The organism is Brevibacillus sp. YAE8 (genome assembly GCF_057543335.1).
Genome location: NZ_BAAIYG010000019.1, coordinates 35,205 through 60,377, shown reverse-complemented (window position 1 = coordinate 60,377; position 25,173 = coordinate 35,205). Strand labels below are relative to the sequence as shown.

General features: G+C 54.1%; 22 protein-coding genes and 3 pseudogenes. 6 read left to right on the top strand and 19 right to left on the bottom strand.

Annotated features, from left to right (window positions below; genetic code table 11):
* Positions 1 to 66 precede the first annotated feature (66 nt).
* From AC27IT_RS19425 to AC27IT_RS19405, 5 genes and pseudogenes are all read right to left on the bottom strand, one after another.
* Positions 67 to 1,452, bottom strand: coding sequence for a putrescine aminotransferase (locus AC27IT_RS19425; RefSeq protein ID WP_005830451.1), 1,386 nt, complete (start codon positions 1,450 to 1,452; stop codon positions 67 to 69).
* A gap of 24 nt (positions 1,453 to 1,476) precedes the next feature.
* Complete coding sequence (locus tag AC27IT_RS19420) at positions 1,477 to 2,949, bottom strand: aldehyde dehydrogenase family protein (RefSeq protein ID WP_005830453.1); 1,473 nt, start codon at positions 2,947 to 2,949, stop codon at positions 1,477 to 1,479.
* Positions 2,950 to 3,108: 159 nt separating this feature from the next.
* Positions 3,109 to 4,053, bottom strand: a complete 945-nt coding sequence (speB, locus tag AC27IT_RS19415) for an agmatinase (RefSeq protein ID WP_007784404.1) — start codon at positions 4,051 to 4,053, stop codon at positions 3,109 to 3,111.
* A gap of 115 nt (positions 4,054 to 4,168) precedes the next feature.
* The gene (locus AC27IT_RS19410) at positions 4,169 to 4,291 is read right to left on the bottom strand and encodes a hypothetical protein (RefSeq protein ID WP_255320452.1); all 123 of its coding nucleotides are present in this window, start codon (positions 4,289 to 4,291) and stop codon (positions 4,169 to 4,171) included.
* Between the two features lie 231 nt (positions 4,292 to 4,522).
* Positions 4,523 to 5,143: pseudogene (locus AC27IT_RS19405) on the bottom strand (Glu/Leu/Phe/Val family dehydrogenase); the annotation flags it as partial.
* A 428-nt stretch (positions 5,144 to 5,571) separates the two neighbouring features.
* Between AC27IT_RS19405 and AC27IT_RS19400 the strand changes: the two are divergent.
* The 4 genes from AC27IT_RS19400 to AC27IT_RS19385 all read left to right on the top strand — a co-directional run bounded on the left by AC27IT_RS19400 (position 5,572) and on the right by AC27IT_RS19385 (position 9,580).
* Positions 5,572 to 6,933, top strand: coding sequence for an APC family permease (locus AC27IT_RS19400; protein WP_487092048.1), 1,362 nt, complete (start codon positions 5,572 to 5,574; stop codon positions 6,931 to 6,933).
* Between the two features lie 71 nt (positions 6,934 to 7,004).
* A complete protein-coding gene (locus AC27IT_RS19395; protein WP_007784416.1) occupies positions 7,005 to 7,298 on the top strand; it encodes an SAV0927 family protein in 294 nt (97 codons plus the stop codon).
* Positions 7,299 to 7,656: 358 nt separating this feature from the next.
* The gene (locus AC27IT_RS19390; RefSeq protein WP_487092047.1) at positions 7,657 to 8,721 is read left to right on the top strand and encodes a hypothetical protein; all 1,065 of its coding nucleotides are present in this window, start codon (positions 7,657 to 7,659) and stop codon (positions 8,719 to 8,721) included.
* 304 nt (positions 8,722 to 9,025) lie between these two features.
* Positions 9,026 to 9,580, top strand: a complete 555-nt coding sequence (locus AC27IT_RS19385; RefSeq protein WP_007784420.1) for a cupin domain-containing protein — start codon at positions 9,026 to 9,028, stop codon at positions 9,578 to 9,580.
* A gap of 82 nt (positions 9,581 to 9,662) precedes the next feature.
* On the opposite strand, the gene AC27IT_RS19380 is transcribed toward AC27IT_RS19385, so the two are convergent.
* The 3 genes from AC27IT_RS19380 to AC27IT_RS19370 all read right to left on the bottom strand — a co-directional run bounded on the left by AC27IT_RS19380 (position 9,663) and on the right by AC27IT_RS19370 (position 13,683).
* A complete protein-coding gene (locus tag AC27IT_RS19380; RefSeq protein WP_026558166.1) occupies positions 9,663 to 11,294 on the bottom strand; it encodes an amidohydrolase in 1,632 nt (543 codons plus the stop codon).
* A 63-nt stretch (positions 11,295 to 11,357) separates the two neighbouring features.
* The gene (locus AC27IT_RS19375) at positions 11,358 to 12,704 is read right to left on the bottom strand and encodes an APC family permease (protein ID WP_005830467.1); all 1,347 of its coding nucleotides are present in this window, start codon (positions 12,702 to 12,704) and stop codon (positions 11,358 to 11,360) included.
* Positions 12,705 to 13,032: 328 nt separating this feature from the next.
* Positions 13,033 to 13,683, bottom strand: a complete 651-nt coding sequence (locus AC27IT_RS19370) for a CocE/NonD family hydrolase (RefSeq protein ID WP_487092053.1) — start codon at positions 13,681 to 13,683, stop codon at positions 13,033 to 13,035.
* On the opposite strand from AC27IT_RS19370, the pseudogene AC27IT_RS19365 reads away from it, so the two are divergent.
* A pseudogene (locus AC27IT_RS19365) lies at positions 13,640 to 14,140 on the top strand (IS1595 family transposase); the annotation flags it as partial. The gene AC27IT_RS19370 and the pseudogene AC27IT_RS19365 sit on opposite strands and share 44 nt — an antisense overlap.
* 156 nt (positions 14,141 to 14,296) lie before the next feature.
* Here AC27IT_RS19365 and AC27IT_RS19360 read toward each other — a convergent pair.
* The 6 genes from AC27IT_RS19360 to AC27IT_RS19335 all read right to left on the bottom strand — a co-directional run bounded on the left by AC27IT_RS19360 (position 14,297) and on the right by AC27IT_RS19335 (position 18,375).
* Positions 14,297 to 14,557, bottom strand: coding sequence for a hypothetical protein (locus tag AC27IT_RS19360; protein ID WP_005830473.1), 261 nt, complete (start codon positions 14,555 to 14,557; stop codon positions 14,297 to 14,299).
* Positions 14,558 to 14,785: 228 nt separating this feature from the next.
* Positions 14,786 to 15,205, bottom strand: coding sequence for a hypothetical protein (locus AC27IT_RS19355; RefSeq protein WP_026558163.1), 420 nt, complete (start codon positions 15,203 to 15,205; stop codon positions 14,786 to 14,788).
* A 473-nt stretch (positions 15,206 to 15,678) separates the two neighbouring features.
* A complete protein-coding gene (locus AC27IT_RS19350) occupies positions 15,679 to 16,206 on the bottom strand; it encodes a dipeptidase (RefSeq protein ID WP_025847564.1) in 528 nt (175 codons plus the stop codon).
* A gap of 6 nt (positions 16,207 to 16,212) precedes the next feature.
* Positions 16,213 to 16,866 carry a helix-turn-helix transcriptional regulator gene (locus AC27IT_RS19345; RefSeq protein ID WP_005827381.1) on the bottom strand — a complete coding sequence of 218 codons (654 nt, stop codon included), beginning with the start codon at positions 16,864 to 16,866 and terminating at the stop codon, positions 16,213 to 16,215.
* A gap of 34 nt (positions 16,867 to 16,900) precedes the next feature.
* Entirely contained in the window at positions 16,901 to 17,362 is a 462-nt protein-coding gene (locus tag AC27IT_RS19340; RefSeq protein ID WP_340673029.1) for a RidA family protein, read from the bottom strand.
* Between the two features lie 254 nt (positions 17,363 to 17,616).
* Positions 17,617 to 18,375: a TrmB family transcriptional regulator gene (locus AC27IT_RS19335; protein WP_005827386.1), complete on the bottom strand. Its 759-nt coding sequence runs from the start codon at positions 18,373 to 18,375 to the stop codon at positions 17,617 to 17,619.
* Positions 18,376 to 18,647: 272 nt separating this feature from the next.
* Between AC27IT_RS19335 and AC27IT_RS19330 the strand changes: the two genes are divergently transcribed.
* Positions 18,648 to 19,832, top strand: coding sequence for a NupC/NupG family nucleoside CNT transporter (locus tag AC27IT_RS19330; RefSeq protein ID WP_005827388.1), 1,185 nt, complete (start codon positions 18,648 to 18,650; stop codon positions 19,830 to 19,832).
* Between the two features lie 96 nt (positions 19,833 to 19,928).
* On the opposite strand, the gene AC27IT_RS19325 is transcribed toward AC27IT_RS19330, so the two are convergent.
* From AC27IT_RS19325 to AC27IT_RS19305, 5 genes and pseudogenes are all read right to left on the bottom strand, one after another.
* The gene (locus AC27IT_RS19325; protein WP_221842775.1) at positions 19,929 to 21,131 is read right to left on the bottom strand and encodes a sensor histidine kinase; all 1,203 of its coding nucleotides are present in this window, start codon (positions 21,129 to 21,131) and stop codon (positions 19,929 to 19,931) included.
* A 213-nt stretch (positions 21,132 to 21,344) separates the two neighbouring features.
* Positions 21,345 to 21,539 carry a hypothetical protein gene (locus AC27IT_RS19320; protein WP_260507378.1) on the bottom strand — a complete coding sequence of 65 codons (195 nt, stop codon included), beginning with the start codon at positions 21,537 to 21,539 and terminating at the stop codon, positions 21,345 to 21,347.
* Positions 21,540 to 21,572: 33 nt separating this feature from the next.
* Positions 21,573 to 22,449: pseudogene (locus tag AC27IT_RS19315) on the bottom strand (serine hydrolase domain-containing protein).
* A gap of 50 nt (positions 22,450 to 22,499) precedes the next feature.
* Entirely contained in the window at positions 22,500 to 23,390 is an 891-nt protein-coding gene (locus tag AC27IT_RS19310) for a serine hydrolase (RefSeq protein ID WP_005827393.1), read from the bottom strand.
* A 73-nt stretch (positions 23,391 to 23,463) separates the two neighbouring features.
* Positions 23,464 to 25,104 carry a peptide ABC transporter substrate-binding protein gene (locus tag AC27IT_RS19305; RefSeq protein ID WP_290426320.1) on the bottom strand — a complete coding sequence of 547 codons (1,641 nt, stop codon included), beginning with the start codon at positions 25,102 to 25,104 and terminating at the stop codon, positions 23,464 to 23,466.
* Between the last annotated feature and the right edge of the window lie 69 nt (positions 25,105 to 25,173).

Genomic DNA, 25,173 nt, shown 5'->3' with positions numbered 1-25,173 from the left:
GGCTCCCATGGAGAAGAAAGGGGAAAAGAAGACTGGGGTGGGCAGTCTTCTTTTCCGGTAAACGATTTAGATTTGGACTTGCGGCAGTACGTTTTTGAACGTCTCGATCACTTTGTCAGCTTCCTCGTAGGTGATGGTGAGCGGCGGCTCGATGCGGATTGTCTTCGCGTTAATCAAAGTTCCGGCGACCAGCACGCCGTTGTCGAACAAGCCTTTGGACACTTCGTAGCCGATCTCGTCGCTGTGGAACTCGATCCCGATCAACAGCCCTTTGCCGCGCACTTCCTGCACCTTGTCGCTGTGCGCTGCCGCTGCTTCGCGCAGCCCTTTGAGCATGTACTCGCCCATTTCCACGCAGCGGTCGAGCAAGTTTTCCTCGATCAGCACGTTGAAGGTCGCAATCGCCGCCGCGCACGCCAGCGGGTTGCCGCCAAACGTCGTCGTCTGCACGAACGGATTCGGGAAAAAGCTTTTGAACACTTCCTCTGTCGCGACCACGGCTCCCGCTGGCATGATGCCGCCGCCGAACGCTTTGGCCAGGCACAAAATGTCCGGAACGACGTTGTAATGCTCGCAGCAAAACATTTTTCCGGTGCGGCCCATGCCCGTCTGCACTTCGTCGAGAATCAGGAGAGCGCCGTACTGATCGCACAGCTCGCGCACCTGCTGCAAATAGTCGTCCGGCGGCAGGTTGACGCCGCCTTCGCCCTGGATCGGCTCGAGGATGACCCCGGCGATCTCTTCGCCGACGAGCGCGCACGCTTCAAACGTCTTGCGCAACATCTCGATGTCGCCGAAGTGCACGTGGCGGAAGCCCGGGATCATCGGCAGAAACGGCTTGCGGAATACCCCTTTGGCGGTAGCGGACAGAGCGCCCAAGCTTTTGCCGTGGAACGCTTTCGTCGTCGCGATAAAAGTCGTGCGGCCCGTGTGCATTTTCGCCAGCTTGATCGCCGCTTCCACCGTTTCTGTCCCGCTGTTGGCGAAGTAGGCGTATTTCAGGTTGCCCGGCGTCACGTCAGCCAAAATTTTGGCGAGCATGGCGCGCAGCGGGTCGAGCAAGTCCTGGCTGTGCAGCGGCTGGCGGTTGAGCTGGTTGATGACGGCCTCCACGACTTTTGGATGGCGGTGGCCGACGTTGTAGATGCCGAAGCCACCCAGGCAGTCGATGTACACTTTTCCGTTGACGTCCATGAACGAGTTCGGGCCTGCGTCTTTCCATTCCACAGCGGCGAACTGGCCGTCCTTGGTCACGGATTTGCGGTAGCCAAGAAAGCCCGGATTGACGTGGTCGCGGAAGTTTTCCACCGTCTGGCGGGTGACCCACTCCGCTTCGTCTTTCGTGATTTCGCTTTTGGCGATCAGGTCGAGCACCTGGCTCGTATAGGCGTAGACGTCTTTGTACTGTTCTTTTACTTGTGCATGCTGATTGCTCTCCACTGTCTTGTTCATCGTGCTGTCCTCCTGATTGTCGTATTAGTTTTCAAACCAGCCGGTTGGCTGTACGTGCAGGTTGATGTTGATCTGCTTGACTTCTGTGTACTCCTCGAAGCCATACGTGCCCAGACCGCGGCCGATGCCGCTCTGCTTGTAGCCGCCCCACGGCGCTTCGTTGTACGTCGGATGGTAACAGTTGATCCACGTAATCCCGGCGCGCAGCTTCTTGATGACGCGCATCGCCTTGGCGCCGTCCTGAGTGAACACGCCGCCCGCCAGTCCGTAGACGGTATCGTTGGCGATGCGGATGGCGTCTGCTTCGTCCCGGAAGCGCTGGATCGCCAGCACAGGGCCGAAAATTTCCTCCTGGACGATCTTCATGGACGGGGTCGTATCGGTGAAAATCGTCGGCTCGATGAAGTAGCCTTTTTCCAGGCCGTTTGCCGTCAAGCGGTTGCCTCCGCACACCAGACGGGCGCCTTCTGCTTTTCCAAGCTCGATGTAGTGCAAGATTTTTTCCATGTGCGCCTGGCTGACGACTGGCCCCATCTCGGTAGCGGGATCGTCGCCGCGGCCTACGCGTATTTTTTTCGCCCGTTCCACCAGCCGCTCGACGAAGCGGTCGTGGATGCTGTCCTCAAGCAGCAGGCGCGATCCGGCGGAGCAGACCTGGCCTTGATTCGCGAAAATTCCGAATAGCGCGTAATCGACAGCCGTCTCGAAGTCGGCATCGGCAAACACGATGTTCGGCGACTTGCCGCCAAGCTCGAGGGAAATTTTTTTGATGTTGCCTGTAGCGGCCCGCATGATGCTGCGTCCGGTAGCCGTGCCGCCTGTAAACGAGATTTTGTCCACCAGGTGGCTCTCCGCCAGCTCGTTGCCTACCGTAGCTCCCGCGCCCAGCACCATGTTGGCTACGCCTTTCGGGATGCCTACTTCTTCTATGATTTCAAACAGCTTTTGCGCAGTGACCGGGGTGACCTCAGACGGCTTGAAGACGATCGTGTTCCCGGCGGCCAATGCAGGCGCGATCTTCCACACGCCCATGAGCAGCGGGTAGTTCCACGGCACGATCAGGCCGCATACGCCGACAGGCTCGCGCACGACCATCGCCTGCACAGGGTCTGCCACGTGATAGGTCTGCCCGTCCGGCTTGGTAACGAGGCCCGCGTAATAGCGGAAGCACGCGGCCGCGTCGGCGACGTCAAAAGCGGTCTCGCGCAGCGGCTTGCCGTTGTCCAGCGTCTCCAGCCTGCCGATTTCTTCCGCGCGCTCCTCGAGCTTGTCGGCGATCTTAAACAGGTAGCGGGCGCGCTCTGCTGCCGGAAGCTCCGACCAGATGCCGCTGTCGAATGCTTCGCGAGCGACCTGAATGGCATGGCGGGCGTCTTCCACGTCCCCTTCTGCCGAGAGGGCAATCACTTCCCCCGTAGCGGGATTCACAATCTCGCGGGTCTTTTTGCTTTGCGCGTCTACCCATTCCCCGTTGATGTACATCTTCAGGTTCATCATGCAACGAATCCTCTCCTTCCGCTGTATCCATTCACGTAAACTACCTAAAGCAACTCTCGTGCCAATCCGGGATGCGCCCGTGCACATGCGCAAACCCGGATCACCTGCACGAATGATCTATTCAAAAATTCATAGATTATGCAAAAATGAATAGCTGGATTACTTGCTCACAGCCTGCTTTTGTTGCAGGGCGACCAGGGCGGCAAAGTCGTGAATCAGCGTAGCTGCCAACAGCGACGTGATCTGTGCCGGGTCGTACGGAGGCAGCACCTCGACCAGATCGAAGCCGATGTAGTTCAGGCCGGTCAAGGAGCGAATCATTTGCAGCGCCTCGTGGCTGGTGAAGCCGCCTACTTCGAGCGTGCCTGTTCCCGGAGCAAAAGCCGGATCGACAAAGTCGATGTCAAAGGTCAAAAAGCACGGCGTGTCCCCGATTTTTGCCTTGATCTCGCCAAGCACGTCATCCCAGCCGCGGTTGCGCAGCTCTTGCGTCGTGACGACGTTGTAGCCAAGCTCGTAGCTCGCTTCGAGATCGCCGGGGTGGTTGAGCGTCCCGCGAATGCCGACCTGAAACACTTTGTCCGGCAAAAGCAGCCCTTCCTCATGCGCCCGGATAAACGGCGAGCCGTGCCAATATTTTTCGTCGTAATACGTATCCCACGTGTCCGTGTGCGAGTCGAACTGAATCATCGCGACCTGGCCGTACACTTTTTTGGCGGCCCGCAGCGAGGCCAGCGTAATCGAGTGATCCCCGCCCAAGCCGATCGGCACGATCCCTTTTTGCATCAGGTCGAGCATGGCTTCCTCCATCAGCTCGTAGCTGCGGTGGATATTGTGCGGGATGACCGGGACGTCCCCGATGTCGATCGCCTTGGTGTCTTCAAACGGGTACACTTTATGCGTCGGATGGTAAGGGAACAGCGTCATCGAAGCCTGGCGAATCGCTTGCGGCGCAAAGCGCGCTCCGACGCGGAAGGACGCCGCCGTGTCAAACGGCTGTCCGATGATCGCTACCTTGGCATTTTCTCGCGCGGACGGCAGACGCATGAAAGTGCCTGTCGTGCAAAACTCCGGTTTTACATCTGGGGAAAGTGGATATTGCATGAGTTTCAGTCCTCCGTTTGTAGGTTGTCGGGTATGAATCGTCTGTTTCTTCTCTACAGCGTTGGACTTTTTGGCAAAGATGACGGGCAGTTGGCTTTGTTACCGTAGTGCCTCTCTATCCCTCAGCTCCTGCCCAACGCTGCCTGTATCCTTTTGCAAACAAGCTCGCCGGATGGGCGAAAGCCGGCAACAGGATCATGGACAGCAGGACAGCAATGAGGAAAAGCTTGTTTCGCATCGCTTGTAACCACTCCTTGTTTCCTTCCTTGCGCGTTCATTGAAATATTATTGCAAAAATTATGCCAATTTATCTTTCGTGAAAACGTTGAAAGGCAGGCTGTTTTCTATTCGTTTTTTCATGATCTATCCATTTTTGCATAACCGCTTTTGCCTGGTCTGATCGCGAAAAAGGAGCGCCGCCCGAATGAGCAACGCTCCTGCCGCTGTTTTTATGCCCGTGTTTCCCCGCTTAGTTCGCCCAGCCCCGCACGCGTGCCGCTTCCGCCAGCCTTTTGACGGCGACCATGTACACGGCCTTGCGCATGTCGATGCTGTATTGCTCTGCTGTCTCGTACGCCTTGCGGAAGCTTCCCTCCATCTTCTCGCGCAGCATCTTGTCGACCGTCGCCTCATCCCAGTAGTAGCCCTGGTTGTTTTGCACCCATTCAAAATAAGAAACGATCACGCCGCCGGAATTGGCCAAAATGTCCGGCACGACGATAATCCCCCGCTCCTGCAACATGCGCTCGGCCTCTGCCGTCGTTGGCCCGTTCGCTGCTTCGATGACGATCCGGCACGACAGGCGCCCCGCATTTTCCGCCGTAATCTGTCCGCCCAGCGCCGCCGGAATGAGAATGTCGCACGGCCGCTCCAACAGCTCCTGGTTGGTGATCCGGTCGGCAAACAACTGGGTGACCGCGCCAAACGAATCGCGGCGCTCCAGCAAGTACGGAATGTCGAGGCCAGCTTCGTCGTAGATCGCGCCATTGGCGTCCCCGATCCCGACGATTTTTACTCCTTGTTCATGTAAAAACTTCGCCAGGTAGCTGCCGACGTTTCCAACCCCTTGAATGATGACCCGGGCGTCCTGCGTTTTGCTGCTACACCTCTGCTGTTTTAGCAAGTCGTGTGCCAAACGGCGATCCTCGTGCCTTCTTATTGGCATGCGCTTTCTCGCTTTATGCATTTTTGGGTAAACGATGAATTTTTGCATGGATCATTGTCTTCGATTAGGCTTGCTCGTGAGCGAAAAAGCCGGACTGCGGGCTGCTTTCGCTTTTGGCACATCCCTTGCTTACAGTTGCTGATGCAAACAGTCGCATCACCACCGATTTGGCAAGGGGGGCAAATGACATGAGGAAAAACGATGCGACCAGACTCCGCAGCCGGGCGGCGGGAGGACTGGATCGAATAGGAACTGGCTTTTGCTCGTAACAGGCCGTTGATCGAAGCTTGCTTTTGGACGAAGCGACTTCTGAATGTTAAACGCTTTCATTTCACTCGCAAAGGGGATTGGTCATGGAAAAAAGCCTGAATTATTCAACGTCGGCACCCACGTTAAAAAGAAGCTTGAAGCTGTGGCAAGTCATCGTATTGGGGCTTGGCTATTTGACGCCTCTGACTGTGTTTGACACGTACGGGATCGTCAGCCAGGAAACCGGGGGCCACGTCCCGACCGCGTACATTCTCGCGCTGGCAGCGATGCTATTTACCGCATCCAGCTACGGAAAAATGGTGCGGGTGTTCCCTGTCGCCGGCTCGGCTTACTCGTATGCGCGCCAGGCGATCAATCCGCACATCGGCTTTCTGGTCGGCTGGGTGTCGCTTTTGGACTACGTGTTTCTGCCCGTCATCAATGTGCTTTTGGGCAAAATTTATTTATCCGCCGCCTTCCCGATGGTTCCCGGCTGGATTTTGGGCATTTTGCTTGCTGCGGTGACTACTTTTATCAATTTTCGCGGTATTCAGTCTACGGCCAACTTCAACACGCTGCTGGTCGTGTTTCAGGTGATCGTGGTCGTCGTCTTTATCGGCTTGAGCATCTCGCACATCAGTGCGGCAGCAAACGGGGAGAGCGCCTTCACGATCCAGCCATTTTACGGCGAAGCGATTTCTTTTCCCACCTTGCTGACCGGAGCGGCCATTCTCTGCTTTTCGTTTCTCGGCTTTGACGCGGTCACCACTTATACGGAAGAAGCGGTCGATCCAATGAAGACGATTCCGCGCGGCATTTTTCTCGTCGCATTGATTGGCGGCGTCATTTTCATTACTACCTCCTATTTCACGCAGCTCGCTTTTCCGGTTGTCGACCAGTTCCAAAACCCAGAGTCCCCCTCGCCGGAGATGTCGATGATTCTCGGACAAGACTTGTTTTATGCGGTTTTCGTGGCAGGCAGCATTACCGCCGCTCTCGCCTCCGGGATCGCTTCCCACACGAGCGCTTCCCGCCTGCTGTACGTAATGGGCAGGGAAAACGTCTTGCCGAAAAAGTTGTTCGGCCACTTGCATCCAACGAGAGGAATCCCGGCTCGCAACGTGTTTTTCGTCGGGGCGGTGTCGCTTGCTGCGCTGTTCCTCGATCTGGAGACGGCGCTCGCCTTCATTAATTTTGGGGCATTGACCGCCTTTACTGCCGTCAACGCTTCCGTCATCGCCCATTACTATATTCGCAACCAACGGCGTTCCCTGGCGGATACGTATCGCTACTTGCTTGCCCCGTTGTGCGGGACCAGCTTCGTCGCGTTTCTCTGGTACAACCTGGACAGCCATGCCCTGACGCTCGGGCTGCTCTGGACGCTGGCGGGCATCGGCTACTTGCTGATCGGCACCAAGTTTTTCACGAAAAAGCCGCCTGTCATCGACTTTGAGGAAGCGATTTGATTTCGCTCTGCGCTGACCGTCAGCCAGCCAGTGCGCTTTAGCCAAAACTATTATCAGGAGTTGAGCTGCTCATGAAATTCGAATATTTGTACGATCAATCGGAAAATTTGCTCTCGCGCTTTGTCACCTTCGCCACGGAGCACCATCGCTACGACTTTGCCTTTTTCTACTCCCAGCACTTCGACGGCAAAAGCATTGTCATGTCGCTGCAAAACATGCGCGCCGCCCTGATCTCTTCCGACGACCTTGCGCACAATCATAGCTGGGTGCAGCCGCTTGCGGTGCATGCAGAAGACGAGGACGTCGTCACGAGCTTTTTGCAGAAAGCGCTCTCTTCTTTGTTTAGGCATGATGATCTTGATTGAACTCGGGGTGAATCTGTAAGCAAGTCTTTAGGTGGATGATTGATCTTTGGGCTGATGCCGGGATGTTGGGCATCGGCTTTTTGGTGTTGGGGTGGGGGTTTTGGCGTCGGGGCGGGGCTTTCGCTGGCGGCTGGCAGCGACTTTTTGGTGTTAGGGCGTGCCTTTCGCGGGGCGGCTGGCAGCGGCTTTTGGCGTTGGGGCGGACCTTTCGCGGGCAATCCGGCTGGCGTCCTCTGTGACGGCGGTCGAACTTCCTGCGTCTTTATCCAGAGACAAGCTCTTCGTCAACAAAAACGAAGTTGAAATATGCCCCCCTGCCCACCCGTACGGGGACTATGCTTAGAAAGGAGCACAACCAATGAACGGCTTGTTTCGCAGCATCCTTGTATTGGCGATAGGCTTGTTAGGACTAACCGCGTGTTCGCAAACGACAGGTCCCGCGTCGGAGACTGTCTCTGTGCCCCTGCCGCCACCGCCACCCGTCTCTCCCTACCTGTCGATCACGGCGACAACCGAGCAGGGCAAAAATTTGTATTTTACCTACCAGTTCGATACCAAGACCGTACAGCACGTAATCGAAACGCCCGATACCGCCCAATACCCGCTCGGCGCCGTCGACCTGCAAAACGGGGCGCTGTTTTATGCGGAACGCGATGCCACCGGGTCAGACCAACTGGTGAAGCTCGACCTGGCGACGCAGCGGAAAGAAACGTTGACCACCGATCTGTTTGCGATCAATTCCATCATTCCGACGGGCGACAAGGTGATTTTGGCGACCGCGGAAAAACGGAAAGACGTTGTCCAGCTCGCCTCCTATGACTTGCGCGCCAACACGCTTACGTACTGGATGAAGCCCGAAGATCACGATACGTCTGCCAGATCGTTGTCCTATAACCCGTTTACCCGCAAACTGTACGCGACTCTGTATTCTTTTGCCGAAAGCAGTAAAAACATGGAAAAGGCAAACGAAACACAGGCAGATGACGTCGTGGCCGCCACGCACCGCGTTGTCGAGTACGATCTGGACGGAAATGCCCTGCGGGAATTGTACAAGGCCCGAGAAGTGATTCCTTCTTTTTCCGTCTCAAAGGATGCGAAGCTAGCGCTGGTCAGAAGTGCGCCCATGGTCCATAAACAGCGGGAGAACTACTTGCACTACCTGGGTTCAGGCAAAAAAGAGAAGCTGGACCTTCCCGAGTTGGGGAGAATCGAGGAAATGTACTTGTCTGTTGACAAACAAGGGTTTTACTTCGCTGGGACTGTGAAAAACCCGCCCAAGCATCTGGCCCCTGTCGCCGGAGCATTGAACGGCCTGTATTACTACGACTTTGCCACCCGCACGATCACCCTGCTCTTTTCCAGGCCAGATACTTACATCAACAATTTTGTGCTGCTGGACGGCGCTTCGGCGGCGGCGCAATAAATGCGGGAGGGCAGCTTGGCAGAGTTCTTCGGCAAAAATACGGCGGCTTTTTTGCGAGAGATAGCGAGCATGCTTCCATCGGAATAGCGTGGGAATGGCAAGCGATGGGGTGGCAACTTTCTCAAGCGAGGGGACAGCGACTTTCTCAAGCGATGAGGCAACGACTTTCGCAAACGCCAGGCGGTGACGAAAAGGCGGCGATCGCCTGTGCGCTCTGCTCTGTTTTCGATTTTTGGGCTTTCACACACATGGGCATCCGCATATGGTAATCAGGGAGAGCAAAACCCACGAAAGGAGCAACACGATGTACCCATCGTATTATCACCATCCATGGCATCCCGCCGCCATGCCGGTCAACTGGAATCAGCCGTATTGGGAGCACTACTGGCTTCCGGCCTACTCCCATTGGCATGCAAGCTGGGAGGGCGGCTGGAATCGCGTTGAGCTGAAAGACTACGGCCCTCATCCACTGGCGATCAACATTGATGAAGCTGCGAAGCAAAATACAAACTATCGCACCGCCCTGTGGACAGGGAAGCATTTGCAGGTGACGCTGATGAGTATTCCCGTGGGCGGAGACATTGGCTTGGAAATCCATCCGGACACCGATCAGTTCCTCCGCATCGAAGAGGGCCACGGGCTTGTGCAAATGGGGCCGCGAAGAGACAGGCTGGACTATCAGGCCAGACTGAATGACGACTATGCCGTGATGGTCCCGGCAGGAACGTGGCACAACATCATCAACACCGGAAACGAGCCGTTGAAACTGTACACGATCTACGCGCCGCCCCATCATCCGCACGGAACGGTGCACCGAACAAAAGCGCAGGCCGCAGCAGAAGAACGCCACCACTCCTGAATGTGAATGCGTTAGCCCGAAAAAAATCCCAATCTCTCGCGTGGATAACGAGAAATTGGGATTTTGCGTTGGGGATGGCCGCCTACTTTTCGACGAGTGTTTCCGCCTGCTCAAAAACTACCTTTCCATCGAAAATCGTCAGCCGCACTTTCGTATCCAGAATTTCCTCCACCGGGATGGCAAACAGATTGCGCTCCAGGACGGCGATGTCAGCGAGCTTGCCCGCCTCCAAAGTACCCAGCTCGTGCTCGCGGAACGTCCCATATGCCGATCCGGCTGTGTACGCCTTGAGCGCATCGGCGAGCGAGATCCGTTCATGCGAATGCCAGACGTTTTCCCCGCTGCTGTCGATGCGGGTGACGGCGCGATACACTTGCAAGAGCGGCTGCAATATGTCGATCGGGAAGTCTGTGCCAAACGCCAGTCTCGCTCCGGCCTGCTGCAGCGTGTTGATGGAGAACACATGCGGTTCCCGCGCCAAACCGATGCGCTCGGTGTACACGCCCCGCTCGGACATGGCAAAATGGTCGGGTTGCATCGAAGCGGTCACATCCAGCTCCTTGAACCGGGGAATGTCGTCCGGGTGGATGACTTCCACGTGCTCGATGGAGTGGCGAGAGTCGCGCTTGCCGTTTGTTTTTTGCGCTTCCTCGTAGGCGTCAAAGGCAAGCCGGATCGCCCCGTCTCCGATGGCGTGGAAGCGAATGGAAAAGCCTTCCTCATCGGCCTCCACCACCCATTTTTTGATCGTCTCCGGCGGAAACGACGTCTCTCCGCGCGTATCCGGCTGGTCGGCGTACGGCTCCAGCAAATAGGCGGTACGCGCCGTAATGACGCCGTCGATGAACTGCTTCAAGCCCGACACTCGCAGCTTGTCTGACTGGTACGTCTCCCGCAGCCTTTTCGCCCGCTCCAGGTCGCCGTCCAGGGCAGGCCAGAGATGAAGCCGCGCCGTCAGCTCCCCTGTGTTCTCGAACTCCTTGAACAGCTCGTAATCCGTCAGCATATCCATCGATTCTGTGGCGAACAGGTCGTGCACGGCAGTGACGCCGAGACTCGCTGCGTGCGCCAGGAAGTTTTTGAACAGCTCCTGCTTCTTTGCTTTTGTAAAATGATAGGCGTGCTTGACGACGGCCCCCATCGCTTTTTCGTACAGCAGGCCATCCGGCTCTCCGGTTTCGTCTTTGCCGATAATCCCGAAGGCAGGGTCTTCCGTGTTCCGGTCGATGCCTGCAATCTCCAGCGCCTTGGAGTTCACCCAGACGTAGTGGCCTTCGGCGTGGAACATGATCGCAGGCCGATCGGGGACAACCCGGTCGAGGGAGTAGCGATTCGGCAGTCGCTGCGTGTCCCAGTAGCCGGCATCCCAGACCGCGCCGATGACCCACGGTTCATTCGGCTTCGCTTGCGCAAATTCGCGGATGATCTCCAGCGCTTCCGCTTCGGAGCGGGCGGAAAACAGCATCGCGCTTTCCATCATCACCGCTCCGTGCATCACGTGCAGATGGAAGTCGTGAAACCCTGGCATGACGAGCTGGTCCTGAAAATCGTATCGTTTTGTCTCTTCCCCTGCGTACTTGCTGATTTCTTCCTTGGAGCCAACCGCGATAATCCGGTTGCCCGCGATGGCAATGGCGGCAGGCTCCGGGCGGTCGGAAAGCCCGGTAAAAACGGCGTTGCTCGATACAATCAGGTCGGCTGTTTGCTTGGTCATGAATATCCATCCTCTCCAGATCGTGTTTGCTGTGAAAAAACGTTTGCCTCATTCCGTACGCCTTTAGTGCACCTCGTCGACAGTGAGCATAGGGGGCGGCTGCCTGAACATTTTCGTGAGCCCCAGCAGATAAAGAAAGCCGATCAGCAGCCAGCTTCCCCCGAGCAGCAAGGAGTGTTTGTCCAGCTTGACAAAAAACAGGCCGATGAGCGCCGCACCGATCAGCGGCAGGAGCAAGTATTGAATCGTGCCTTTGAACGATCGCTGTTTCTCGCGAATGTAGTAATGGGCAATCACGGCCAGATTGACGAAGAAAAAGGCGAATAAGGCCCCGAAATTGATAAACGATACGGCCGTCATGAGATCGAGAAACAGCGCGCTCATCGCGACTACGCCGATGAGGACGATATTCGGAATCGGCGTGCGGAACTTCGGCGACAAATAGCCAAACACTTTTTTCGGCAAAACATTTTCCCTGCCCATCGCGTACAAAATGCGCGAGGCGCTCGTGCCTGACGCTACGGCGGAGGCAAAACCCGCTGTCAGCCCGACCGCAATCACAATGCTCGTAAACACGTTTCCGCCGATGTACGCGGCAATCTCCAAGTAAGCGGAGTCGGGATTTTGGAAGGACTGATACTGCGGGAAAATGAGTTGCGCGAAATAAGAGCCGGAAATAAACAGCAGCCCGCCAATCAGCGTAATCATGTAAATCGCTCGCGGCAATGTTTTCGTCGCGTCCTTCGTCTCCTCCGAAAGCGTCGTCACCGCGTCAAAACCGAGGAAGCTGAAACAGAGCAGCGGAACGACGGACAAAAGCGTCGGAACGTTGATTTTTGCATCGTAAAAGGGCAGCGTCGAGAACAGTGTCCCTGCCCCCTTGCCGTTTTGCAGTCCGTAAATCGCCAAAACGAAAAACAGCAGGAAGACGAACAGTTGCAAAAACAGCATGTACGTATTGAACTGTGCTGCCAGCTTGATCCCGAGAATGTTGACCGCCGTAATGACGGCAACAAACGAAACGATCCAGACGAACATCGGGACGGAAGGAAAGAAGGCGGACAGCGAGATGCCGATGAGCAGCGAGCTAATCATCGGGCTGAACATGTAGTCGATGATGATCGTCCAGCCGACGATAAAGCCGACGTGCGGGCTGATCGTTTTTTGCGTAAACGTGTAGGCCGCTCCCGCATTCGGAAACGCTTTTACCAGTTGCGCATAGCTGTACGCCGTAAACAGCATGACAATCAGCGCGATCGCATACGCCGTGGGCATCATCCCGTTTGTGCTGTGTACGGCAACACCGTAGGTCGAAAAAAACGTTTGCGGGGCCATGAAAGCCAGCCCGAAAAAGACGATGTGCTTCAAGGTAAGCGAGCGTTTCAGCGTTGGTGCAGTCGGATGCTCCATAGATCAATCCCCCAGTTCTTTTGCTAGGTTACTCTCCTTTTTCGAGAAGTTGTCCTCTGCATATTTTGTACCAAGTCTGATTTTTTAGCAATTTCAGTTTATTTTCACCCCTGTTTCGAAACGTTTTTGCCGTAGCATCTATGCAATCGCGCATCGGCAACCCATTTTTGCATAATCAGATCAGAAAACTTGGCTGCACCAAGCCATTGGCGCAGCCTTAGTTGCACGTATGCTGGCACGAGAAAAAACGGCTGCCGAACTTGCTGGCAGCCGCTGTTTCATGATTGGCATGTGCTGGCGAAAATTCGCCCTGTGCCTGTGCCGCCTGCTACCTGTTTTTCGGCAGCAAAGGAAGGCGAATGTGGCTCGGGTGCTGTTCATCGTGGTAAATGTGCTGCCGGGCCACCACCGTCTCGGTTTCCGTCGCCAAATCTGTCCCGGTGTTCGGATTCGGGAACGAAAAGTTCTCCGCCCCGGAGGTGACGCAGACCCGGATGCGGTGGCCTTTTTGGAAGACGTTGGCGATTTTGCCCATGCGGATTTCGTAGCGCTCAATCTGGCCTGGCTCAAGCAGCTTCGGCTCGGCAAAAGAATGACGGTAGCGGGCGCAGATGATTCCGTCCGACAGCCGGATGGAGTTGCCCTCTTCATCGACGTCGCTCACGCGCACCAGCCAGTCCGTATCCCGCGCAGAGCTCGCCGCGTACAGGACAGCCGTGATTTCTCCCGCGATCGCGACTTCTTCCTGCAACGGCTCCGAGGTGTAGACTAGCACGTCCGGGCGCTTTTCGACCTCCCGGTAATTTTCCGGCACGCTGTTTTCGTTTTCGGACAAATCGAGCAAATAAGGCGCGGCGTCCAGCGGGTCAAACAAGTACGTGTCGGCTGGCTCGTTGCCCGGGGCCGCGAGCGTCAGAGCGCCGTCTCCCGCGCTCTTGGGTTGTGTCCATTGTGGTAGTACATCGGTTAAACGGAACAGTATCTATCGCTCAAGACAACGCTATCTATGTAATGATTGTGGAAAATCTTTCAATGATCTGACAAATACGCCATTTTCAGGCTCTCGATACCCTGAAAAATGGGTGAAATACATTGAATTAATGGTAGAGGGATATACCCTACCAAAAATCGCTGAAAAACTCCAAATACACATTTCTACTGCCTTTTATTGGAGGCATAAAATCTTGAACGCATTAGGAAGTCTTGGCTTTAATCAACTGCAAGGTATCGTTGAGAGTGACGAAACCTTCTTTCGTGAGTCTATGAAAGGTAGAGAAATCACTCATAGAAAATCCAAGAAACGAGGTGAAAAAGACGAAAAAAGAGGAATTTCCAACCTTAAAATTGCTGTTGTAGTTGCACAAGACCGTAACGGTAGTGTGATTGCTCGAAAAGCAGGAACAGGTCGTGTAAGAGCTGAAGAAATTGACACTGTTCCGTTGGCTTGAATTAGGCAAGTATTTGGCATTTGAAAAACGTGTTGAGCAAATGCTTATTTCAGCGTGTCAAAAATCGACCAACACCACAGTCAATTCTTTAAGGTCTGTTTTATAAGGCATAAAAAAAGGATAGCGTATGCTACCCGTCTTGCATCAATTTTCGGCAATACCATTGGCAAGTAATGAAATATATCCGATTGTACAAATTGCAATAATGTTAAGTATTATTAGTAGCCATTTCATTATGCCTTTTTTGGCTTTTAGTCCCGAAAAAACTCCTAATAATGGGAACAGAAACATCGAAATAATAAATGGCTTACCGAATGTTCCTAACGACACACCACTCAACATTGTATAAAACAAACCAATGAAGATTACCAAAGTAGCAAGTGAAAAAATACTGTATTTATTCAAATGGGTTCACCTCCTGAAAGTTATTTGTTATTCCTAATTTATCATATTCAAACCTTTATACAATTACTATTTTTATATCTTTATTATATCACAATGTTTATTTTTCTCCTTCAGAAGCCACAAAGTTTACGAAAACAGCCTTAAAAATAAACGTGGGCCTAGAATTTGAATAATTTTAATACAGTTAACCTTTTCCCCCAGAGCTCATAAACCTAGCTTCCTTTTCGATTACTTCAGTTTAATAGTTTCCGTATGCTCTATTCCTTTTGTGTCATCCCAAATGATTGTAACATATGCATTGGAAAGCTTACTTCGGAGTTTCCAAACAGGAAGAACCCAAGCATCCATTTCTCCTCCATCAAGTGTCATTAAATAAACAGTATCACTGTATTGGTATGGATTGTGATACTTGATTGTTTTATTAAGACCTAGTTCCTCAGATAGATTTACTTCTATACTTTTTAAACTTATAGGTAACTCCTTAACCCTATATTCAAGCTTCAAATTATCAGTTGTTACATTACGGTTAATTGCTGTCACTTTTATTTCCCCTGACCAGTTGGTTGAAACACCATTTAAAGAACACCCAGCAAAAAAGTTAGGTAAATACACAAAATCAGTATCCCTGTCGCTATTAGTGGCATCCATTTTTTTATTGTCATTTTACCCCTCCCGCTCTCTCTCACTGGCTATTAGGGCTTGCTGAACGAATGAGAAATATACAAGAAATCATGAATAATATGCAGATTTGGTTCCAAAACAGCAAAGTCAGAGTCTGAATGGCATATCAGTAGTATAAAATACTGTTTTTCCGATCCATTTTGAACGTTTCGTGTGCCTCTTGATTGAACGAAATTCTTACTGGTGCAAGGTTTTTCAAAGAATTCCTGCAAAAACCTTGCACTTGGTTATAAATCCAGATTTTCCGCAGTTTTCTTTGATTATTTCACGATTCCTCGCGTTTATGCATTGTTCAGCAAGCCCTATATAAATGCCAAATGGACGGAACTACCTTGTAGGTCATTCCGTTCTTTCGCCATTTGAAACCAGAATCACGTCCAGAAAAATCAGTTTATTAGTCCAGGGATTTTTATGCAACGCTGGTGATTTGTTCAATATCATTATTGTAGATGAAATTGTATAAAGCCGCCCTTTTTCCCTTCGCGCACCGGAGCGAAAAAGCTGCCGTCTCCCGCGTAATTGCGGCGGCTCCACGTCAGCCCCAGCATCCGCACGCCCAGCTCGTAAAAAATGCGCAGCAGGCCGAGATCGTTGTACAGCGGCTCTGCGCCTTCCAGCGAGAGGATGAACGAGACTTTGCCTGCCTGTCTGGCTGTGAGCAGGTCTTGCACGCATTTTGCGATGACAAACTGGTCGCCGGACTCCGCCGCTTCCGCGTGCAGGGCGCTCACCTGGTTCAGCGCCTTGCGCAAGGCCATTTCCGGCACAAACGCATCTTCGACGAATACGGCGGCCACGACGGAATGCACGCCGCCCTGCTGAAACCGCGGCAAATACTCCGTCTCGATCAGCTTCGTCCGTCCGTAGCCGCGTTGAATCTCCACATCCATCAAAAGGTCAAAATGCCCGTCCAGCACATGGACGCCATCGTGAAAACGCCGCGCCTGCTCCACAGTCGCATCTGCCATGCTCGCTCATCTCCCGTCTTTTTTGTCCAAATAGTTGTAGATCGTGTACTTCGTGACGCCCAGCAAATCGGCCACATGCTGGACGGCCCCTTTGATTAAAAACAGGCCGACCTCGTCGAGCAGGTGGATAAACTGGATTTTTTCTTCTTTTTGCATGAGAGCGATCGGCTTGCCCGTCTTTTTCAGGCAGTCGTCGATCATTTGCTCCATCAGGCTGGTGACCGTTGGCGCGAACGTTTCTGCCGTCCGGCCTTCCTCCACCTTGTCGGCAAACGCCATCATTTCGCTCAAGGCCGACTGCGCGATCGCAATGTGCGTCAGGTCGATGTTGATGCACAGGCTGCCGATGACCTGTCCGTTTTCGTCCTTGATATAGATCGAGCTGGACTTGATCTGCTTGCCTTTGATCGTGTCGTTGCGGTAGTTGAGGTCGTAGTCCTCCTGGCTCGTCTTGGCGGTGCGCAGCGCTTGCAGCGCCAGATTGGTGACAGGGGAGCCGACCTGTCTGCCGCTCACATGGCCGTTGTGGATCGCAATGATCGAGGAAGACACGTCCGTCAGATTGTGCAGCACCACTTCGCAATGCTGGCCGAATGTTTTCGCCAGCCCTTCCACGACCGGTATGTAGCTGGCGAGAATCGGATGAATCGGTTTCGTCATGAAAAAAGCCTCGCTTCTTTTGTCTAAGATGATGTCAACTGACCTCCACAATCAGCTCAATCTCAAGCGGATTGTTGAAGGGCAGGACAGAGGTTCCGGCTGCCGCCCGCGCATGCTTGCCTGCCTCCCCGAACACTTCGATCAAAAGGTCGGAAGCGCCGTTGATGACTCGCGGCTGCTCGTAAAAATCCGGCGCGCTGCTGACCAGCGCAAACAGCTTGACAATGCGCACAATCCGGTCGAGATCGCCAAGCTCGGCTTTCAGCATCGAAAGCAGATTGAGCGCCGTAATTTTCGCCGCCTCGTACCCTTCTTCGATCGTCACGTCTGCCCCCAGCCTGCCCAGGTAGAGCGGCTTGCCATCGACGTAGCAGCCCGCCCCGGAAGTGTAGAGCAGATTGCCCGTCCGCACGCACGAGACGTAGTTCGCCATCGTCGGCGGTGGCGGCGGCAGCGTATAGCCCAGTTGCTGCAAGCGATTTTCGATCTTCGACATAGCATCACCCCGCGAATGAATGAAAAGTCAGAAATATTTTTCGTTACGTTAACCATACTATTCTGCGCACTTCTTTTTCAACAATTTTTTTGAATACGATTAATTTTTTAAAAATCTACCCAGCAAAAAAGCCAGGCACGCTCGCTTGCAAGCATGTCTGGCGGATTGTTGGCGCATTTCTGGCGCGTTGCTGGCGATCCCGCAACTCATCTGCACCTGCAAAAGCGGTTTCCCTTCGCCTTCCTAACGGAGCCTCAATAACGAAGCTGCATCAAAATGCTTCTGATCTCGTCGTCATTCATCATCAGATCGTAATGCTTCCGGCTGATTTTCGCCAGCGCGAGATCGTGGTAGAAAAATTCCGTGAAAACTTTGACAAACGGCTTGGACATCGTTTTGATCGCTTGCCACGACTGGTTTTCCTCACAGGCGAAAATCACCTCGCGCTCGTCGATAATCAGCAGGCGAAAGCGCTCCAGCGTGTGGTGCTCTGCTGCCGGAATCAGCGTATGCACTTTGGCGATATTCGGCTTCAACGCCCCGACGACGAGCACCTCCACGTCTACTCCGTCCGCTTCTTTCTGTTCCAGAAGCGGCAAATACTCGACCAGATCGTCTTTCCACGCCGAAATGCGGATGGAGCTTTTCGCTTCCTGAATCATCTGCTTGCTCTGTACGCGAATCGACGTGTCGACCTTCAGGCTCCAAACCAAATCTTCGGAGTAGGACTTTTTGCGCGACTGGATTTTCAACTGCTTGATGTTGTCCTGGAACTCTGCCGTCAGCTTTTCGATGGCAAGCGGCAAGGGCAGCGCACTGTAGAGCTTTTTCTTTTCCGATACCGAATCCAGCACCATGCCTTTTTCGATCATGCGCGACAGCACTTCGTATATTTTCGCTTTTGGCACGCCGGAATATTTCACGATTTTCGTCGCGTCCAACGGTTCCTCGCTCGACACCAGCGCTTCAAAAACTTTGCTTTCATACTGCGAAAAACCAAATTTTTGTAACATGCTTCCTCCTGCCCGTATCAACTGGTTATTTATTTCCTATGATAAAGCATAGATGGACACAAAGCCAACGAACCTCCGAATTGACAGGCGCCTGCCTTCCATGTAAGCTGGTAAACGTCCGTAGATAAGGTTACTCCACAAGTAGTAACAAAAATTCAAAATCGTTGCACTTCTCTTTCAAAACGCTTTGAAAGCGGCTCCACGGGCCTGGAAGGGACATGCACCTCGCGCAGCATGAGATACTTGTTATAATTGGGAGGCAGAAAGTAGCAATGAATGTCGTTTTTTTGTTGACGGGTTTACTGTTTGTGTTCGGCGTGGGCTTTGCGCTCAGCCATCATCGCAGAGCGATCAGGCTAAAGCCGATTCTCATCATGATCGCCACCCAGCTCGTGCTGGCCTTTCTTTTGCTCAATACCGGGCTCGGGATTGACCTGATTTTGTTTATTTCCAAAGGCTTCGATACACTGATGAAGCTCGGGATCAGCGGAGTGGACTTCGTGTTTGGCGGGCTGGAAAACAACGGCACGTCCACCTTCTTTCTCGATGTGCTGCTGCCGATTATTTTCATCTCCGTGCTGATCGGGATTTTGAACCATTTTAAAATCTTGCCGCTGCTCATTCGCTTCACCGGCTTCGTGCTGAGCAAGCTGAACGGAATGGGCCGGCTGGAAAACTACATCGCGGTCTCCTCTGCTTTTCTCGGGCAATCCGAAGTGTTTCTGACGACGAAAAAGCAGCTCGGGCTCGTCTCCAGCAAGCGTCTCTATACGCTGTGCACCTCTGCCATGAGCGCTGTGAGCATTGCCATCGTCGGCGCCTACATGACCATGCTGGAGCCAAAATACGTGGTCGTCGCCATCGTCGTGAACATCCTGTCGGCGCTGATCGTCGCCAACATCATCAACCCGTACGAGCTGACGGCGGAAGAAGACTTGATCGAGCCTGAGGCAGAAGTAGAGAGGCCTGCCTTTTTCCAGATGATTAGCGAGAGCATCGTGGACGGGCTGAAAATCGCCGTGATCGTCGGCGCGATGTTGATCGGCTTCATCGCCCTGATGAATCTGGTCAACGAGCTGTTTTTGCTGATCTTCCGCATTTCGTTCCAGGACGTGCTCGGGTACATTTTCGCTCCTGTCGCCTTTTTGATGGGCATTCCCCAGGCGGAGATCGTTACGGCTGGCAGCATCATGGCGACGAAAATCGTCACGAACGAATTTGTCGCGATGCTCGACTTCAAGGAAATCGCGAGCAGCCTGTCGGCGAAAACGGTCGGCATCGTCTCGGTCTTCCTCGTCAGCTTTGCCAACTTCGGCTCCATCGGCATCATTACAGGCTCTGTGCGGGCGCTGAATGAAAAGCAGGGCGATCTCGTGGCGAAATTCGGCTTGAAGCTGCTGCTCGGCTCCACGCTCGCCTCTGTCTTGTCCGCCACGATCATCGGCGTCTTTCTGTGATCGGCGGCTGGCTTCCACGCAAAAAACAGGCATGCAGCTCACAGCCATGCCTGTTTTTTTTGCGTTCGCAGCTTCTGCGGATTGAGCTTGCCAGCTTCATCTGGCAAGGCAAGCTGGCTCAGCCGGGACGACGGCGCTCAAGCGCAACTCGACCCTTGTCCCTTGCCCTTCTGTCGAGTAAATCTCGATCTGCCCGCCCATTTCCTCGACCAGCTTTTTGCAGACGGAGAGGCCGATGCCCGTCCCCTTTTCCTTCGTCGTATAAAACGGCTCAAACAAATGCTTCTTGCGCTGCTCGGAAATACCGCAGCCGTTGTCCTCAATCGTCACGCTGACCGTTGATTCGGAGGCAAAAAAACGGGTGTGAATCCGGACGATTCCGTTTGTGTCCACTGCGTCGATCGCGTTTTGCATCAGGTTGAGGCAAATTTGCTCCACGTGGGATGGAATCGCCCAGACCCGGACTTGCTCAGGTGAATAATGAAAAGACAAGTGCACATCTTTTTCGATGAGAGAATGCATCGTCAGCTCATGCACCCTCTCCAGCAGCGGGTGCAGCTCGACGATTTCGTTGCGGCTGTTCGCCGCTTCATTTTTGCGGGCCAAAATCAAAAAGCTCGTGACCAGCTTGTCCAAGGTTTGCACCTCGTGCTGGCAAATTTGAATGTACTTGGCAAAGCGCTCCCTGTCTGCCGGAGAGGGAGCCTCCAGTTCCAGACTTTTTCGCATCAACTGCAAAAATCCGCGAATCGCCGTCAACGGATTGCGTATCTCATGCGCCATGCCTGCGGCCATCTGCCCGATGACCCCCATTTTTTGCTGGTGCAAATGGCTGATCTTCTGATCTTTGCTCGCCAAGTATCCGCGCATCGTGTGGTGATAGCGCACGCTTAGCACATCGTGCAGGCGCGACAACAGTTCCTCTCTGGCCAGTGCCTCCGTGCAGGCTCGCCGTATGCCCTCATACGCATGGTGGCGCAGGTTGTGCATCGCTTCGAGCAGCACTTCCTTCGGGATTTCTTCCTTCGCCCACCTCTCCCCCCACTTGTACGACTCCCTGGGCAGCGCCTGCAAATATACCGTGTACTCGCCCTCTTCTGCAAATAGATGCTGCACCGCTTCTGTCAGCAAGCCGTGAACCCTTATCCGCTGCTGTTGCTGATATTTGCGATAGTAACGGGAAATCGGCTCTCCAAATGAAAGCATGTCTTGCATGTGCAGCTCCACGATTTCCTCCGCAGCGACCAGCAACGGCGACAGCCATCTGTCCCTGACCGAAATCCACTCTTCGTCACTCATTGTTTCCCTCTTGCCCTTCCCCATATTTTCCCAACCAAAGGACAATTCGCTAGACTGTGACTGGTTCCTTCTCACACATAAATAAAAAATGATACGCCGGTTCTCTTTTTGCACGACAACGTCCGTTTGCCGCAGCCAGGCGAAGCGTTTGCTTTTTTCCGGCAAAAAAAGGATACGCAGCGAAATGGCTTACGCATCCTTCTTTATGACAAGCTATTGCTGCTCCGACGAGCCGTTGTTTACAGAAGCTTTCGTCAATTGACGCAAGGCGTAGCTCATCCTCGCGACCTCGCCTTCCCGATCCCGGAAAAAGTCGATCCAGACGATGGAATCTCTCCGTCTAAAAATAAAGCTGTCTTTTGCTACAGGCAATAGCGGATAAACGAGGCCGTCCACTTCCAAATACAACTGCCCATCCCGCTTTGCAATAACGGTATTCAGTCATTCGTCCGATTCATGGCGGCCTGCGTATTCGGACAGTTGCTCGTCTGCCAGCTCATACGGCGCGTATGTGTACACCGGAGCGACGCCCTCTCCGTTCGTGCGGAATACTTCCAGGTAAGCCAACAGATCGTTCACGGTTGATTTGAGAAAGCCGGCGGCGCGCATGGCGGGGACATCGTGCCAGTGCGGGGCGGCAATCACCTGATTTTCGCCGTCGAGTTTTTTGTTCGTGTACAAAATCGTGACGTCGTCCTTGTCCGCAAGCGCCTCCACGTCAAACACGGTCCGCTGCATCCCGAGCGGCTGCAAAATGTGCTCGGTCACGTACTGTTCATACGTCTGCCCGCTCGATGATCGCCCCGAGCAAGCCGTAGGCGTCGTTGTTGTAGCTGAACACTTCTCCCGGCTCGCCGAGCGGCTTGGCGTCAAACGCCGCGATCGCCTGCAGGACCTCTTCATACGTGTCCAGGTACGGCAGCTTTTTCAGCTCTTCCTCCGCTTCCGTCCCCGCAATCGCCGGGTCTTGCTCCATACTGCGCTTCATCGCTTTGTCCAAAAAAGGCAGCGGCGCCATTCCCGGCGTATGCGTCATGAAGTGATGAATCGTTATCCGCTTCGTCAGCTCTTCATCCCCGGCGCGAAACTCCGGCAAATACTTGACGACCGGATCGTGGACAGACAGCTTGCCAGCCTCCTGCAACTGCATGATGGCAACGCACGTAAAAGACTTGGTGATCGAGGCGATGCCAAACACCGTGTCGGCCGAGAGGGGCAGCCCGTTTTCCCTGTCGCGGTAGCCGAATGTCTTCTGGTACAGCAGCTTTCCTCCCCGCGCGACCCCAATCGCCGCTCCTGGCGCGTTGGCCTCGGCCAAAAGCTGCTCGGCATACTCTTCAAACGATTTCGTCTATGTCGTCACCTGCATCAGTTCCCCACCGCCTCGTCGTAAATCGCTCTGGCTGCGCGGGCGATGGCCAGCTCTGCGGCCTGCTTGTCGGTCACGCCCCGCGACAGTACGGTAATCGCAATCGTTCCTTTTCCATCAGGCAAATAAATCAGTCCTGCGTCGTTGACCACGGCGTTGACCGTCCCGGTCTTGTGCGCGACCTTCGTTCCTTCCGGCAGCAAGTAAGGCAGGCGGCTGTTGAACTGCTGGCGGCGCAAAATGTCCAGCATCAGCTCACAGGAGGCTTGCGTCAAAATTTCTTTTCGCGCGATCAGCATGAGCAGACGGTTCAGGTCGCGCGGCGTCGCTACGTTGTTGTCTAAAGTCGGCAGCGAGACGTCGTGGACGATTTCGTACTCGCCGGTTTCCTCCCGGCGCTCGTATTCGTCATAGCCTGCCGGGGACGGCGCTGGCTCGTTCATGCCGACACAGCGGTTGAGCAGTTGCCAGCACGTATGCCGCAAATGAATCTGCTTCAGCCCCAGCTCGTGCATGTGCGCCTCGACCTTGTCGATGCCGCCGACAAGCTCGATGATAAGATCGGTCGCGTAGTTGTCGCTGACAATCGTCATCAACGTCGCCAAGTCCTTGACGGTCAAGGCCGCGCCCGCATCCAGCTCCTGCAAAATGCCTGAACCGGGGACGCGCGTGTCTTTTTGCGTCACCACCCGCTGGTCGAGCCGGACGCGCCCTGCCTCCACCTCGCGCATCAAGGTGACCATGATCGGAATTTTGAATGCGCTCGCCAGTTGAAAAAGCTGATCGTCGAGCTGTCCGGCCGACTCCCCCGTTTCCAGATGCTCCGCTGCGACCCCGAACACGCCTGGCGCGTCCGCGAGCGCTTTTTCCAATGCCTTCTGCCATGCCATAGGAAAGTCTCCTCCTTTTTATGGAAACGGCCAACACACATGTATCACGGGTGTCGGCCATTTCTGTCATGCGCTATTGTTCTTTGTAGCCCCACTTGAAGTCGATATAGCCCAGCGGGTCCACGGTGATGCCTTTGACCTTGTCGTTTTGCACCCAGGAGTTGACGCTGCTGTACACCCCTGTGACCGGCATCTCGTCCATCAGAATGCTTTCGGCCGCAAGCAAATGCTGGTTGCGCTTGGCCTCATCCGGCTCGGCGTACGCCTGCTTTACCAGCTCCACATAGCGCTCGCTGTGCCAGAAGGTCGAGTTGTTTGCGCTGTACTTTTCCATCAAAAGCTCCAGGAAGTTGACGGGGTCGTTGTAATCGCCTGTCCAGCCCGTGCGCGAAATCATGTACTTGCCGTGCTCCTGATCGTCGAACATGACTTTGAGCTCTTTGTTGACGAGCTTGACGTCTACTCCCAGCACCTGCTTCCACTGGGCTTGCAGCGCTTCGGCAATTTTCTTGTTGAGGTCGGAAGTGTTGTACAGGTAGGTGATCTCCGGCAGTGTCGCGATGTTCAGTTCTTTCATGCCTTCTGCCAGTAACTGTTTCGCCGTCTCGGTGTCATTATCCTTGAAAAATCCATCCGGCTTCAGGGAGGCGGAGCGCGGCACGAAGCCCATCAGCGGCGTCTGTCCAGCCTGCCCGATGTTGTCCGCGATGTCCTTGCGGTTGATCGCGTAGGCAAACGCCTTGCGAATTTTCGCATTCGTAAACGGCGGCTTTTCCGTCTGGAACAGCAAGTAGTAGTTGGTCGCGCGCTCCATCGTCTTGAGCTTGCCTTCGTCGCGCAGCGGCCCGATTGCATCCGCCGGCAAACTGCTGATCGGCCCGCCTGCCCAGTCCAATTCGCCGCTGTTGAACAGCTCCAGCTCGGTATTCGTATCTTCAATCATGGAAAACTCGATTTCGTCCAGCTTCACGACGTCTTTGTCCCAATACTGGTCGTTTTTCGCCAGCTCGATCTTGTTTTTATGCTCCCAGTTCACCAGCTTGAACGGGCCGTTTGTCACGATCGTTTCCGGCTTTCTCGCCCAGTCGGGGTTGGACTCGACCACTTTTTGGTTGACCGGATAGTAGAAGGTGGCGAGCGTCAGGAAGTACGGGGTCGGATTTTCCAGCGTGACCTGCAAAGTCTTGGCGTCGATCACCTTGATGCCGACATCTGCTGCCTGCGCCTTGCCTTCGAAAAAGGCGCGGGCATTTTTGATCGGGTAGTATTTGTAGGCGGAGCCGCTCGCTGTTTTCGGATCGAGCACGCGCATCCAGGCAAAAGCGAAATCGTTGGCCGTCACAGGGTCGCCGTTGCTCCATTTGCTGTCGCGCAGCGTAAACGTGTACACCTTTTTATCGTCCGATATGGAAATGTCCGAGGCTACGGAATTGACCGGCTTGCCATCCTTGTCCAGCCGCACGAGCGAGTCGTACAAAGAGCGGATAAACGCGCCGGAAATGACGTCGTTGGACATGCCGGAGTCCAATGTTTCCGGCTCGGAGGCGTTCATGCGCAAAATCTGGCTGGCTGCCGGTGCAGGCGAAGCCGCTTCGGATGACGGCTGCCCTTGCGAGTCTGGCGCTGCCTGATTCGTGGGCGCACTGTTGCTGCAGCCTGCAAACAATCCGGATAGCAAAACCAAGAGACTTGTGATGACAACTGGTTTTTTCATGCTTACCCCCATTTTTTGGTTCGGCGAACGGTTGATGCATAAATATTCTGCAAATTTTGTGCCAGATCG